Here is a 12,929-nt window from a genome sequence, read left to right on the forward strand (position 1 = left end):
ATGACCGAGCAGGAGGGCTCGCCGCTGGACGCGGTGGCCGCACGTGTCGACCAGGCCAGGGCCGTCCTGGCGCTGCCGACGGTGCGTCGTGCCCTCAGCCTGCGCGACGGTCTGCACGCCTCGACGCTCCAGGGTCACGGGCAGGACTTCGACGATCTCGCGCTGTACACCCCGGGCGATGACGTCGGGGACATCGACTGGAAGTCCTCGGCGCGCACCGGTGTGCCGGTGATCAAGCGGTTCCAGCGGGATGCCGCCGCGCCGGTGCTGTTGGTGGTCGACTCCGGCCGGACGATGGCGGCCACCGCGGCCTCCGGCGAGTCGAAGACTGAGATCACCCGCTACCTAGCCAGCATCGTCGGCACCCTGGCACTGGACCGTGGCGACCCGGTCGGGTTGATCGCCGGGGATGCCGAGCGGCTGGTCCGGGTGCCGCCCCGCAGCGGTCGGGCCAATCTGGAGCTGCTGCTGCGCCGACTGGACGAGGTGTTGACCGCGGACGGTCCGGCACCGGACTTCGGGCGCGCCCTCCAGCGGGTGCGTGCGCTGGCCACCTCCCCCGCGTTGATCGTGCTGCTCACCGATGCGGCCTCGCTCATCCCGGAGCGTGCACCGCAGATCACCCGTCTGCTGGGTGGCCGGCACCGGGTGGTCGCGCTGGTGGTCGCCGACGCCGACCCGCTGGACCCGCAGGCCGACCCGTCGCGGGACGTGCTGGACGGGTGGTCGGTGCCCGCTGTGCTGCGTGGCAGTCGCAAGGCCCGCGAGGCGCTCGGTCGCCATCGGGCGGAGCAGACGATGTTGCGTGACGGGATGCTGCGCCGACTGGGCGTGCCCCAGGCCACCGTCGTCAGCACCGAGCATGCGATCACCGCCTTGGCCTCGGCGCTGGATCGGAGGCGTCGTGGGACCCGCTGATCTGGTCGACCCGAAGCCCTACGGCGCCTGGTGGCTGTGGGGCAGCGCTGCGGTGCTGCTCCTGGTGCTGGCGTGGCTGGTCGCGGCCTGGTTCCTTGGCCGTCGCCGGTCGGACGGCACGCCGGTGGACGCCGAGCGCGTCGACCCGCTCGCCGGGGCCACCAGCGCCGACCCCTACGCCGGTGCTCGGGCACGACGACTGGCCGATCTGGACGAGATCGCCGGTCGACTGGAGGCCGAGGAGGTCGAACCCCGAGTGGCTGCCCTGGAGGTCGCCGCGGTGCTGCGCGAGTTCGCCACCGCGCGCCGTGGTGTGAAGGCCGAACCGCTGACCGCCACCGAGCTGCGCCGCCTCGGCTGGACCGGTGGCACCGGTGAACTGATCGCCGCACTGCTCGACCCCGCGTTCTCCGCACACGGGGCCACCCCCGCCTCCGCACGGCAGGCGATCGGCCGGGCTCGGGAGGTGATCAGCCGATGGTGACCTCCGGACTCGTGTGGCCCTGGGTGCTGGCCGTGATCGGCGTGCTGGCCCTGGTCGTCGGTGCCGTGGCGTGGCTGCGGCGGGACCATCGCAAGGCCGGTCCCTCGCGATGGGTCGCCGCCACCGCGGACCTGGACGCCATCCCCGAGGTGCGCACCGCCCTGCGTCGCTACACCTGGCTGCGGGCGATCGGTGCCGGGGCACTGGTGCTCTGCCTGCTGTGCGCCGCGATGCTGGTCGCCCGGCCGATGCACCAGCGGACCATCTCCGAGCGGCTGGGCACCCGGGACATCGTGATCTGCCTGGACGTCTCCGGGTCGATGGTCGACTATGACGCCGCGGTGCTGGAGAGCTTCACCGAGCTGATCGAGAACTTCCGCGGCGAACGGGTCGGCCTGTCGATCTTCAACTCGACCAGCCGCACGGTCTTCCCGCTGACCGACGACTACCCGATCGCTCTGGATGAGATCGAGCACGGCGCGCAGGTGCTCGATGGCGTCTCCGGCACCTTTTTCAGCGACTCCGCGCTGGCGGCCTACGAGCGGTGGACGGCCGGGACGGTGAACCTGGGGATGGACCAGGCCTCGCTGATCGGTGACGGGTTGGCCTCCTGCGGGCTGCTCTTCGACCAGGAGGACGACCAGCGTTCCCGCTCGATCATCCTGGTCACCGACAACCAGCTGATGGGTGACCCGGTGTACACCCTGTCCCAGGCCATCGACCTGACCTCCGAGCGGGAGGTCACGCTCTTCGGGCTCTACGGCGGACCGTCCCAGCTGCGCGGCACCGCGCTGGAGACCGAGTTCACCACGCTGATCCGTGACTCCGGCGGCAGCAGCTGGTTCGCCGACGACGCCGCCGCGATCCAGGGCATCGTGGACCAGGTGATGGCTCAGCAGACCCAGGTGTTGGACGCCGACCCGGAGATCCGGATCTCGGACACCCCGCGCACCTGGTTCTTGGCCCTGGTGCTCGCGTTGGCCGGGTTCTGGGTCCTGCAGTGGCGGGTGAAGTCGTGATGCACCTCGAACCGTTGGTCCCCTGGGCGCTGCTGGTCGTCCTGATCGTCCCGCTGCTGGCGTTCTGCGTCTGGCAGGCCTTCGCGAACCGCGCCACCCCGCGTTCGACCGGTGGCAGCCTGCACTGGACGATCCGGGCGGTGGCCGTGCTGGCTCTGGCCGTGATCGGTGCCGGTCCGGCCCGCAGCGAGGCCAGCAGCCAGGAGGTCGGTGTCGGGGTCGACGTGTTCCTGGTGGTCGACCGCACCGGATCGATGGTGGCCGAGGACTATGTGGACGGCACCCCCCGGTTGGACGGGGTGCGCGCCGACCTGCCCGGGCTGGTGCAGGCGGTGCCCGGTGCGCGGTACTCCATCGTGTCCTGGGATTCCACCGCCAGCCGTCAACTGCCACTGAGCAGCGACGGTCAAGCAGTCGCGAGCTGGGCGGACACCCTGCGCCAGGAGCCGACCGGGCAGTCCACCGGCTCCAATGTGGGCCGCCCGGTGGAGGTGCTGGCCGAGGCGTTGGAGAACGCCGCCGAGGCCCAGCCCAGCCACGTGCGACTGGTGTTCTTCCTGTCCGACGGTGAATCCACCGACGACGAGGAGGTGCCCTCCTACGCCTCGATGGCCACCCTGGTCGACGGTGGCGCGGTGCTCGGCTACGGCACCCCCGAGGGCGGTCGGATGCTCAAAGACGACGGCAGCGGATACATCCAGGACCCGAGCACCGGCACCGACGCCCTGTCCGTGCTGGATGAGACCGCGCTGCAGACCGTCGCCGACCAGCTCGGCATCCCCTACGTGCACCGCACCGGTCCCGATCAGGCACAGCTCGACGGTCTGGTCGGTGACGTGCAGGGTGAGAGCGAGCTGCGCGCGGAGGGTCGTCAGATCCAGATCTGGAACCCGGTGGTGTGGCCCGCCGCCCTCGTCCTGACCCTGATCCTGCTGATCGAGGGGTGGTTGCTGGTGCGCGGCTGGGTGCCGGTGCGCCGCCGCCCGGTCGGTGCGACTGCCCCCGCTGCGTCACACGCGGACACTCCCACCGTCGGCTCGGAATCGTCATCCGCGGACCCGGTGGTCGATGCCGTCGATGCCCGCGCCTGGGCCACCGGATCGGCCCCGGAGACTGCCGACACCGTTCCCTCGCCCGGGGAGGCACGATGAAGCGCCCGCAGCTGCGACCCCGCGACCGCCGTCCCACCCGCGGAGCCCTGATCGGCTGGTCCGCCTTCGTGTGGGCCCCCGCCCTGGTGATCGCCGGGCTGTTGTTCGGCATGACCGTGGCGGCACAGAGCGCGGTCGGTGACTACCGCGCGCAGCGGGGCGACCACGGCGCGACCACCTTCGCCTGGCTGGATCAGTGGGCCCCGATGGAGGATTGGAAGGCCCCCTTCAACGAGGGCACCGCCCGGATCGCCGACGGCCGGTCCCCGCGGCTGGCGATGTACTCCCTGGACCGGGCCCTGCGTCTGGCCCCCGAGGGCGCGCGCTGCGACGTGCAGACCAACCGCGCCGTCGGCCTGTCCGCCATCGGCGACGAGGCGAAGGCCGAGGCCACCGACTACGTGCGCTGGATCCAGGAGCTCTCCGCCCTGCGCGGGACGGGTGACCCCCTCCCGGCGAACCCAGAGTGGGGTGACCGCACCCTCGGCGAGCTGGTCGACGCCGGGCAGGGTCTCACCGAGCAGGCCCAGACCTCCTACGAGGCCGCCGCCGAGGCGCTGCTCGACCCGGCTTGCGAGGACCAGCGCTCCGATGAGGAGCAGCAGCAAGCCGAGGACCAGGCCGAGGAATTGCAGGGCCAGGCCGGTGAAGCCGGCGAGATGGGCGAGCAGATGAATCCGGACTCCGGCAACGGCGGCGACTCCGAGCAGGGCGAACAGTCCGAGCAGGAGCAGCAGGAACAGCAGCAGCAAGAGGAGCAGGAACGCCAGGAGGAGCTCCAGGAGCGCAACCAGGGCGGCGGGTCGGACTCCGAGGGGGAGGGCGACGAGGAAGGCTCTGGCGGCGGGGTGGATCGGCCGTGGTGAGCCGGGTCCGGTGAGCGGCCCGACGGCCTAGAACGCCTCGCCCGCCCGCACCGCCCGCACCCACGCCATCGCCCCGTCATACGCCTCGCCACCGGTGCCCCGGGCGACCTCGTTCGGTTTGTGGTCCGCCCGCGGGTACGACCCGAGGAATCGGACGTGGGGGCAGGTGCGGTGCAGACCCATCAGCGCCTCCGCCACCCGGGGTTCGGCGACGTGGCCCTCGATGTCGAGGGAGAACGAGTACCGCCCGAGCTCGTCGCCGATCGGCCGGGACTCGATCCGGGACAGGTTCACGCCGCGGGTGGCGAGCTGGTCGAGCATGGCCAGCAGGGCACCGGCCTCGTTGCTGGGCAGGTGCACCACGAGGGTGGTCTTATCCGCGCCGGTGGGCTCCGGGACGACGCCGGGGCGGCCGAGGAGCACGAACCGGGTCACCGCATCCGGGTTGTCCGCGACCCCGTCGGCCAGCACGTCCAGGCCGTAGTGCGCGACCGCGGGCGGCGGCACCAGTGCCGCGTCGAAGCCGAGCGCACCGGCACCCTCCGGGTCCTGGGCGATCAGCGCGGCGGGGGCGGTGTTGGAGGTCGCCGGGACATGGGTCGCGTCGGGCAGGTGCTCGGCGAGCCAGCGGCGGCACTGCACCCAGGCGTGCGGGTGCGCGCTGATCCGGCGCACGTCGCTCAGGGCGATGCCCGGGCGGGCGACCAGAGTGAAGGCGACCGGGACCAGCATCTCGCGCTGCACCACCAGCGGGCTGCCGACCGCGAGCGCGTCCAGGGTTGCGGTCACGCCGCCCTCGCCGGTGCTCTCGATGGCGACCACCGCGTGGTCGGCGACGCCGCTGCGCACCGCCTCGATGGCGGAGGTGACATCGGTCTGTGGCAGGTACTCGGCCTCGGTGTCGGAAACCACCTGCCGGAGCGCCGCCTCGGTGAACGTCCCGGCCGGGCCGAGGTAGGCGTACCGGGGTCGGGCGGCGGAGGCGGTCATCGCGGGGCTCCTGGGTGGTTCGTGTGCAGGCGGTGCGCGCGCGGTGGGACCGGCGTGCCGATGTCGTCACCGGTCACAACGGGTGACGGTGCCGAGCGTAGTGCGCCCGTAGGCTGGGCCGGTGCCGACGTCCATCCCGCCTGCCGCCATGCCCCGACGACGACTCCGGGCCGTGCTGGCTATCGTGCTCGCCGCCGTGGTGCTGGTGACCGGATGGTCGACCGGGCGGGCCTCGGCTGCGGAGACGGAGAGCGGATCGCCGGTGGTGCTGATCGGCGTGACCGGTCTGCGCTGGGACGACATCGGGTCGTTGACCACCCCGGCGCTGTGGTCGCTGTCCCGCGAGGGGTCGGTGGGCACCAGTGTGGTGCGATCGACACGCTCCTTCACGTGCCCGTCGGCGGGCTGGTTGGCGGTGTCGGCCGGGGGCCGCTCAGACGACCTGTCGGTGGCGGACGGCACCTGCCGCACGCTGCGCGACCCGCTGCCCGACGGCGCGGTCCCGGGCTGGGAGGACTACCAGGCCGCCACCAACGCCTCGGCCTACGACTCCCGACTCGGGCTGCTGGGCGAGACGGTGTCCGCCGCCGGTCTGACCGCCACCGGCATCGGCCCGGGTGCGGCTATCGCGCTGGCGGACGCCGAGGGCACGCCGGTCGGCACCCACCTCCGCACCCCCTCCGACACCGACGAGCTGCGTACCCAGGTGACGTCCGCGCTGGAGACCACCGATCTGCTGGTGGTGGACGCCGGCACGGTGCGCGACCCGGGGTATCAGACCCGCGGACGTTCCGGTGAGGACGGCGCTCCGGCCGAGGGCGAGGGTGCGGCACCGGATGTGTCCGGCACCGATGTGGTGATCGAGCCGACCCGGGCCGAGCAGGTGCAGGACATCGACGCGCAGATCGCCGCCGTGCTCACCGCGGTCCAGCGCTCGGCCGACGACCCCACCGTGTACGTGATCTCGCTCGCCGACTCCTCCCGTCGCGCCCACCTGCAGCTCGCCGCCGCCACCGGACCGGCGGTCGGCGGTGGTCAGTACGCGGGCGGGATGCTCAGCTCCGGCTCCACCCGGCAGGACGGGTTCCTTCAGGTCACCGACGTGACGCCGACGCTGCTGTCCGCCCTCGGCATCCGGGATCAGGCACCGTCCGGCGCGCTGGTCGGCAGTGTGGTCAGCCAGCGGCTCGACGACGACACCGCCACCGCGCGGGTTACCTACCTGATCGACCAGAACCGGCACGCCCAGGCCGCCAAGCCGCTGGTCAGCGGGTTCTACGTGTGGTGGGTGGCCCTGAACCTGGCGCTGTACGCGCTGGTCACGGTCGGGTTGAACAACCGGGTGCGGCAGTGGTTCGTCCGGTTGCTGGACCGCTGGCGGCCCAACCGGGTGCGTGGACGGCTGCGGGTCACGCCGGAGCGGGTACTGCGCACGCTCCGGATCGCGGCGGTCGTGGTCTCCGCGGTGCCGGTGGCGACCTTCCTGGCGAATCTGCTGCCCTGGTGGCGGTCCATGTCGCCAGGGTGGGCCCTGTGCGGGACGGTCACCGGGATCTCCGTGTTGATCGCACTGCTGGCCCTGCTGCCCCCGTGGCGCAGTAGCTTCCTGGGTCCGCTGGGCACGGTGGCCGGGATCACCGCCCTGGTGCTGGCCTGGGATGTGGCCACCGGGGCCCGCCTCGCCCTGGACTCGATGATGGGTCCGGGGTCGCTGGTCGCCGGACGGTTCTACGGCTTCGGCAATCCGGCCTTCGCCCTGTTCGCCACCGCGATGGTGCTGGTGGCCATCGCGCTGGCGAATCCGCTGGCCCGCCGGGGTCGACGCTGGACCGCCGCCGGTGTGGTGCTCCTGGTCGGGCTCATCGCCACCGTGGTGGACGGGATGCCGTCCATTGGCGCGGACTTCGGCGGACCGCCCGCGCTGGTGCCCGGCTTCGGGATCATGGCGCTGCTGGTCGCCGGGATCCGACTGAACTGGCGGCGGGTGCTGGCGGTGCTGGCCGCAGGCGCCGTCGTGGTGATCGGGATCGCGATGCTCGACTACGCCCGCCCCGCTGATGAGCGCACCCACCTGGGCCGGTTCATCGAGACCGTGCTGGACGGCGGACTGTGGACGGTGCTGCTGCGCAAGGGCCAGGCCAACCTCGGCATCCTGTTCGGCAGTGAGCAGACCCTGCTGGCCATCGGTGGGCTGCTGCTGGTGGTGCTGCTGCTCGGGCGTCCGGCCCGCAACGCGGTGGACGCCCCGGACGGTGGTCCCTACGCGTGGCTGTCCGCGGGTGCGCCGCTGCGTCGACTCAGCACGGACGCCCCGGTGTTGATGCCCGGTCTGGTGGGGCTGGCGGTGACGCTGTTCCTCGGCTTCGCGCTGAACGACTCGGGTGTGGTCGTCCCGGCCACCGGGATCGGGATGGCGGTGCCGCTGCTGGTGGCCGCGTCGGCGACCTGGATGCTGACCTTGCAGCCGAAGGGGACGGTCGTGGCCACCGCGGCGAGCTGACCGGGTCGACCTGAGGGCCCGGCCAAGCAGACTCGGCTGATCCCCGGGGTGGCCCACGAGCAGCCGACCCCGTAGAACCAGCGGGTCAGCCCTGGCGACGCGCCCCGCGACCGCCCACCGCGCGCACCCGACGGGCCGCCACCGCGAGCTGCACATCCCGGTACTGCGCCGCCCGGTGCAGCTGACCGCGCAGGTCCGAGCCGGAGGGCCGGTGCCGTAGATCGCAGGGCACCTCCACCGCGACGAATCCCTTGCGGAGCAGGTCGATGGTCATGCCGGTCTCCACCCCCCACCCGCGGGCCAGCGGGGTCGCCGCCTCGAATGCCTCGCGGGTCAGGCAGCGCATGCCGGACAGCGGCTGGGTGGGCGTCCACCCGGTCAACGACTGGATCGCCCGACGCGCGGCACCGACCACGATCCCGCGCCCACCGGCACCGGGCTGGGGCGGCAGCAGTGCGATGGACACGTCGGCGGTGCCCTCCAGCACGGGCGGAACCAGCGGTGCGGTGTTGACCGCGGTGTCCCCCAGGTCGCCGTCGATGAACAGCAGCAGACGGGGCGGACGGTCCGGGGCGTCGCGCATGGCGACCACGGCGGCCCCGGTCTCCATCGCGGCGGCCTTGCCCCGGTTGTGCGAGTGCCGGACCACCACGGCACCCGCCTCGCGGGCGACGTGCTGGGTGTTGTCCTCGGAGCCGTCGTCGACGACCAGGACCAGGTCCACATGCGGGATGGCGCGGGCGGAGCGGACGGTGGCGGCGATCCGGCGGGACTCGTCCTTGGCCGGAATCACCACGGCCACCCGCTGACGACTGCGTCCGGTGCGCGGGGCCGGATCGACAGCGGCACCCGGTGTCTGACCGCGGCGCTTGGTCGGGGAGGCGCTTGCCGCCCGGTCCTCGCGCAGGTCGTCGCCGGTCCGCTGTTCTCCTTCGCCCGTCACGAGGGTCAGCCTAGCCACGGAGCAGGCCGGAGGCTGAGACACGCGCGGTACCTTCTCGGTTCGTGCACAGACGACGACGCCGCGGCCGGATTGTCTCGGCCGCGGCGTCGTCGCGTCGTCAGTGTCGAGTGGTCAGCGCAGCGTGACCTGACGGGCCACGATGCCCGCGCGGGCCCGGCGCTCGTTGGCGTCCAGCGCGTCAGTGGTGGCCAGCGCCGCGGCGAAGGTCGGCGCGAAGGCGGTCAGCGCGGACTCGATGTCCTCCGCCTCGGAGCCCTTGGCCAGCTCCCACACCGGCACGACCAGCCCGGTGGACCGGAAGTAGCCGATGAACTTGGACCCGTCGAAGCCGGCCTCCCGCTTGGCATGCAGCCGGGCGAGAGCGTCGATCACCTGCTGCTCGTCATGCGGCTGCGCCCAGCGCAGGAACTCCTTGGCACCCATCCGCACCCAGTAGGCCGCGTCGACGCCCGGCAGCTTCTTGGTGTCGATGATCCCGGCGTCCGCCTCCTCGACCGCATGCTTGAGGTCGTCGGTCATCTCCGTGTCCGGGGCGATCCAGTAGCCGAAGGTGTCCAGCACGGTGACCTCAAAGGGGACGGTCAGGTCCAGCACGTCCTGCAGGCGCGGGCCGGGCTCGGGCAGACCGACCGTCTCGATGGCGGTGCCCGGCTCGGAGTCGATGGCCTCCAGCAGCGCGGCGGCCAGGTCCCGGCTCGGGTCGCCGGAGCCGCCCACGGTCTGCAGCGCCAGCAGGATCTCCCCGTCGGCGCGGTGCAGAGCGGCCCAGCCGTCCGGGAGCACGGTGGTCACGGTGATGTCCTTGCCGCCGTGCTCGGCGGTGGTCCGCGCGGTGGCGGTGGCGGCGGGGACCAGCTCGCGCAGGGCGACCCAGTCCGGCTCGCCGGGAAGCCCCTCGAAGGGACGCAGCACAAAGTCGATGGATGCGGTGGCCATGTCGTCCAGGCTACCGGGGCCGCCGGTCGTCCACAGGGCACGGTTCGTGACGACGGTCCCCAGGCCGGACGTTCCGCCCTGCTCGACCGCCGATCCGGTGGCAGGATCAGCCGGTATGGACCCCCGCGCCGGAACCCCAGCCCAGCCCAGTGACCTGATCGACGTCGACACGCTGCTGTCGGCCTACTACGACCGCCGTCCGGACCTGGACGACCCGGCGCAGCGGGTGGTCTTCGGCACCAGCGGCCACCGCGGTTCAGCGCTGGACGGCGCCTTCAACGAGGCGCACATCATCGCGATCACCGCCGCCATTGTGGAGTACCGGCGAGGGCAGGGCACCGACGGGCCGCTGTTCATCGGCCGGGACACCCACGCCCTGTCCGAGCCCGCCTGGCGGACCGCGCTGGAGGTGCTGGCCGCCGCGGGGGTGGAGGTCCGGATCGACGCCCGGGACTCCTGGACGCCGACCCCGGCCGTGTCGCACGCGATCCTGCTGCACAACGGCGCCGCGACCTCGGAGGGCGTGCGGGCGTCCGGACCGGGTCTGGCGGACGGGATCGTCGTCACCCCGTCGCACAACCCGCCCCGGGACGGTGGCTTCAAGTACAACCCGCCGCACGGTGGACCGGCGGGTTCCGAGGCCACCGGCTGGATCGCGGACCGGGCCAACCAGATCCTGGCCGAAGGGGTGGACCGGGTGCCGCGGGCGCAGATCGACGCCGCGCTGGCCGCAGACACCACCCGGCGGCACGATTTTCTGGGCGCGTATGTCGATGACCTGTCCTCGGTGATCGACCTGGACGCGATCCGGTCGGCCGGGGTGCGGATCGGCGCGGACCCGCTGGGTGGCGCGTCGGTGGAGTACTGGGGTGCCATCGCCGAGCGCTACGGCCTGGACCTGACCGTGGTGAACCCGCAGGTCGACCCGCGCTGGTCCTTCATGACGCTGGACTGGGACGGCAAGATCCGGATGGACTGCTCCTCCCCGTCGGCGATGGCTTCGCTGGTCAACGCCATGCACGGTGACGCGCCCTACGACATCGCCACCGGCAACGACGCCGACTCCGACCGGCACGGGATCGTCACCCCGGACGGCGGGCTGATGAACCCGAACCACTACCTGGCGGTGGCGATCCGCTACCTGTTCTCCGGCGCGCGTCCTGGCTGGCCGGATGCCGCCGCGGTGGGCAAGACGCTGGTGTCCTCCTCGTTGATCGACCGGGTGGTCCGCAGCACCGGGCGGTCGCTGCTGGAGGTGCCGGTCGGTTTCAAGTGGTTCGTGCCCGGGCTGTTGGACGGGTCGGTCGGATTCGGCGGCGAGGAGTCCGCCGGGGCGTCCTTCCTGCGCACCGACGGCACGGTGTGGACCACAGACAAGGACGGCATCATCCTGGCGCTGCTCGCCTCGGAGATCCTGGCCACCACTGGTCGCAGCCCATCGGCGCATCACGCGGAGCTGGTCGCCGAGTTCGGCGAGTCCTGGTACGCCCGGGTCGACGCGCCCGCCTCGCTGGAGCAGAAGGCCGCGCTGGCCAAGCTGTCACCGGAGCAGGTCACCGCCACCACGCTGGCCGGGGAGCAGATCACCGCCAAGCTGACCGAGGCACCGGGCAACGACGCAGCCATCGGCGGGCTCAAGGTCACCACGGAGAACGCCTGGTTCGCGGCCCGCCCGTCGGGCACGGAGAACGTGTACAAGATCTACGCGGAGTCCTTTGTCAGCGCGGACCATCTGACCCAGGTGCAGGAGGCGGCACGATCCGTGGTCGGGGACGCGCTCGGGGGCTGACCAAAACGATTCGGCCGGTGTCGGCGATGTACCGCACACTGTGCCGGTGGGTCCCTATCGCGCCGTCCTCTCCCGTCCGGGGGCACTGAACTTCTCCGCCGCAGGCTTGCTGGCCCGACTGCCGATGTCCATGGTGGGCATCGGCATCGTGCTGATGGTCCGCGCGCTCTACGACTCGTACTCGCTGGCCGGCACCGTCTCGGCGGTGTACGTCCTGGCGCAGGCGGTGTGCTCCCCGCAGATCGCCCGGTTGGTGGACCAGTACGGCCAGGCGCGGGTGATGCGTCCGGCGGTTGCTATCTCTGCCAGCGGGCTGGTGGCGCTGATCGGCTGCGCGCTGATCGGTGCGCCGTCGTGGAGCCTGTTCGTCTTCGCGGTGTTGGTCGGCTCCTGCATCGGCTCCTTCGGCGCGATGGTCCGCGCCCGGTGGTCGCATCTGGTGCACGACGGTCGCCAGTTGCACACCGCGTACTCGTTGGAATCCGCGCTGGACGAGGTCGTGTTCGTGATCGGGCCGGTGCTCGCCACCACCCTCGCCACCAGCGTCGCCCCGGCCGCCGGGCTGGTCGTCCCGGTGGTCGGCATGGTGGTCGGCGGGTACTGGTTCCTGTCCCAGCGCGGCACCGAACCGCCCGCGGTCCCCCGTCAGACCGGCACGGATGCCGCGCCCCGCCGCTCGGTGATGCGCAACCCCGGCATGATCGTGCTGGCCATCGTCTTCATCGCGATGGGGTCGATCTTCGGTGCCACCGATGTGGCCACCGTGGCCTTTGCCACCGAGCACGGCAAGGAGGGCCTGGCCGGTGTGCTGCTGGCGATCTTCGCCTGCGGGTCGCTGATCTCCGGGCTGCTGTACGGCGCGCGGCACTGGGTCAGCCCGCTGTGGATCCGGTTCGCGGTCGGCACCGTGGCGCTGGTGCTCGGCACGGCGTTGTTCGTGCTGGTGCACACGATGGTGATGCTGGCGGTGGTCATGTTCATCACCGGATTCGCCATCGCCCCGACGCTGGTCAACGGCAACGCACTGGTGCAGCACTTTGTGCCCCGGGCGCGGCTGACCGAGGGACTGACCTGGGTCGGCACCTCCCTGGGCGTGGGGGTGTCCGCGGGGTCGGCCATCGCCGGTCCGATCCTGGACGTGCACGGGTCACACGGCGGGTATCTGGTCGTGCTCGGTTCCGGGATGCTGGCGGTGGTCGCGGTGCTGGTCGCGCTGCGGACCCTGCGGGCGGGGACGGCGACGATCACCGCATCGCGCGAGGTGAACCCCAGCACTCCCCCAGCCGACGATCCCGAGCCCACCGACCACTAG

At 72.2% G+C, this 12,929-nt stretch carries 11 protein-coding genes; 8 read left to right on the forward strand and 3 right to left on the reverse strand.

Annotated features, from left to right (window positions below):
- Genes AB0N78_RS11085 through AB0N78_RS11105 form a run of 5 tightly spaced genes read left to right on the forward strand, consistent with a single transcriptional unit; the run spans position 1 to position 4,438 of the window.
- Positions 1 to 918: a DUF58 domain-containing protein gene (locus AB0N78_RS11085; protein ID WP_363389773.1), complete on the forward strand. Its 918-nt coding sequence runs from the start codon at positions 1 to 3 to the stop codon at positions 916 to 918.
- Complete coding sequence (locus AB0N78_RS11090; RefSeq protein WP_363389776.1) at positions 905 to 1,402, forward strand: hypothetical protein; 498 nt, start codon at positions 905 to 907, stop codon at positions 1,400 to 1,402. Before AB0N78_RS11085 ends, AB0N78_RS11090 begins: the two co-directional genes overlap by 14 nt.
- Positions 1,399 to 2,421: a vWA domain-containing protein gene (locus AB0N78_RS11095; RefSeq protein ID WP_363389779.1), complete on the forward strand. Its 1,023-nt coding sequence runs from the start codon at positions 1,399 to 1,401 to the stop codon at positions 2,419 to 2,421. The genes AB0N78_RS11090 and AB0N78_RS11095 overlap by 4 nt, the downstream gene beginning before the upstream one ends.
- Positions 2,421 to 3,572, forward strand: a complete 1,152-nt coding sequence (locus AB0N78_RS11100) for a VWA domain-containing protein (protein WP_363389782.1) — start codon at positions 2,421 to 2,423, stop codon at positions 3,570 to 3,572. The genes AB0N78_RS11095 and AB0N78_RS11100 overlap by 1 nt, the downstream gene beginning before the upstream one ends.
- The gene (locus AB0N78_RS11105; RefSeq protein WP_363389785.1) at positions 3,569 to 4,438 is read left to right on the forward strand and encodes a hypothetical protein; all 870 of its coding nucleotides are present in this window, start codon (positions 3,569 to 3,571) and stop codon (positions 4,436 to 4,438) included. Before AB0N78_RS11100 ends, AB0N78_RS11105 begins: the two co-directional genes overlap by 4 nt.
- Before the next feature lie 27 nt (positions 4,439 to 4,465).
- Here the strand turns inward: AB0N78_RS11105 and pheA are convergent, their stop codons facing one another.
- The gene (gene pheA, locus AB0N78_RS11110) at positions 4,466 to 5,428 is read right to left on the reverse strand and encodes a prephenate dehydratase (protein ID WP_363389788.1); all 963 of its coding nucleotides are present in this window, start codon (positions 5,426 to 5,428) and stop codon (positions 4,466 to 4,468) included.
- A gap of 121 nt (positions 5,429 to 5,549) precedes the next feature.
- On the opposite strand from pheA, the gene AB0N78_RS11115 reads away from it, so the two are divergent.
- A complete protein-coding gene (locus AB0N78_RS11115) occupies positions 5,550 to 7,928 on the forward strand; it encodes a hypothetical protein (RefSeq protein WP_363389791.1) in 2,379 nt (792 codons plus the stop codon).
- Positions 7,929 to 8,013: 85 nt separating this feature from the next.
- On the opposite strand, the gene AB0N78_RS11120 is transcribed toward AB0N78_RS11115, so the two are convergent.
- On the reverse strand, positions 8,014 to 8,730 hold the full coding sequence (locus AB0N78_RS11120) for a glycosyltransferase family 2 protein (protein WP_363389918.1): 717 nt from the start codon (positions 8,728 to 8,730) through the stop codon (positions 8,014 to 8,016).
- Positions 8,731 to 9,003: 273 nt separating this feature from the next.
- Positions 9,004 to 9,828 (reverse strand): DUF5926 family protein, encoded by an 825-nt coding sequence (locus AB0N78_RS11125; RefSeq protein WP_363389794.1) that lies wholly within the window; start codon positions 9,826 to 9,828, stop codon positions 9,004 to 9,006.
- 115 nt (positions 9,829 to 9,943) lie between these two features.
- On the opposite strand from AB0N78_RS11125, the gene pgm reads away from it, so the two are divergent.
- Both pgm and AB0N78_RS11135 read left to right on the forward strand, forming a co-directional pair.
- Entirely contained in the window at positions 9,944 to 11,617 is a 1,674-nt protein-coding gene (gene pgm, locus AB0N78_RS11130; protein ID WP_363389797.1) for a phosphoglucomutase (alpha-D-glucose-1,6-bisphosphate-dependent), read from the forward strand.
- A 46-nt stretch (positions 11,618 to 11,663) separates the two neighbouring features.
- On the forward strand, positions 11,664 to 12,929 hold the full coding sequence (locus AB0N78_RS11135) for an MFS transporter (protein ID WP_363389800.1): 1,266 nt from the start codon (positions 11,664 to 11,666) through the stop codon (positions 12,927 to 12,929).

The sequence above is a fragment of the Cellulomonas sp. NPDC089187 genome (genome assembly GCF_040685135.1).
Lineage (GTDB): Bacteria > Actinomycetota > Actinomycetes > Actinomycetales > Cellulomonadaceae > Cellulomonas.

What these genes read in the sequence shown, in the direction of transcription:
- AB0N78_RS11105 (WP_363389785.1), top strand. Translation starts at nt 3,569, where the DNA reads ATGAAGCGCCCGCAGCTGCGACCCCGCGACCGCCGTCCCACCCGCGGA.
- AB0N78_RS11125 (WP_363389794.1), bottom strand. Translation starts at nt 9,828, where the DNA reads ATGGCCACCGCATCCATCGACTTTGTGCTGCGTCCCTTCGAGGGGCTT.
- pheA (WP_363389788.1), bottom strand. Translation starts at nt 5,428, where the DNA reads ATGACCGCCTCCGCCGCCCGACCCCGGTACGCCTACCTCGGCCCGGCC.
- AB0N78_RS11085 (WP_363389773.1), top strand. Translation starts at nt 1, where the DNA reads ATGACCGAGCAGGAGGGCTCGCCGCTGGACGCGGTGGCCGCACGTGTC.
- AB0N78_RS11100 (WP_363389782.1), top strand. Translation starts at nt 2,421, where the DNA reads ATGCACCTCGAACCGTTGGTCCCCTGGGCGCTGCTGGTCGTCCTGATC.
- pgm (WP_363389797.1), top strand. Translation starts at nt 9,944, where the DNA reads ATGGACCCCCGCGCCGGAACCCCAGCCCAGCCCAGTGACCTGATCGAC.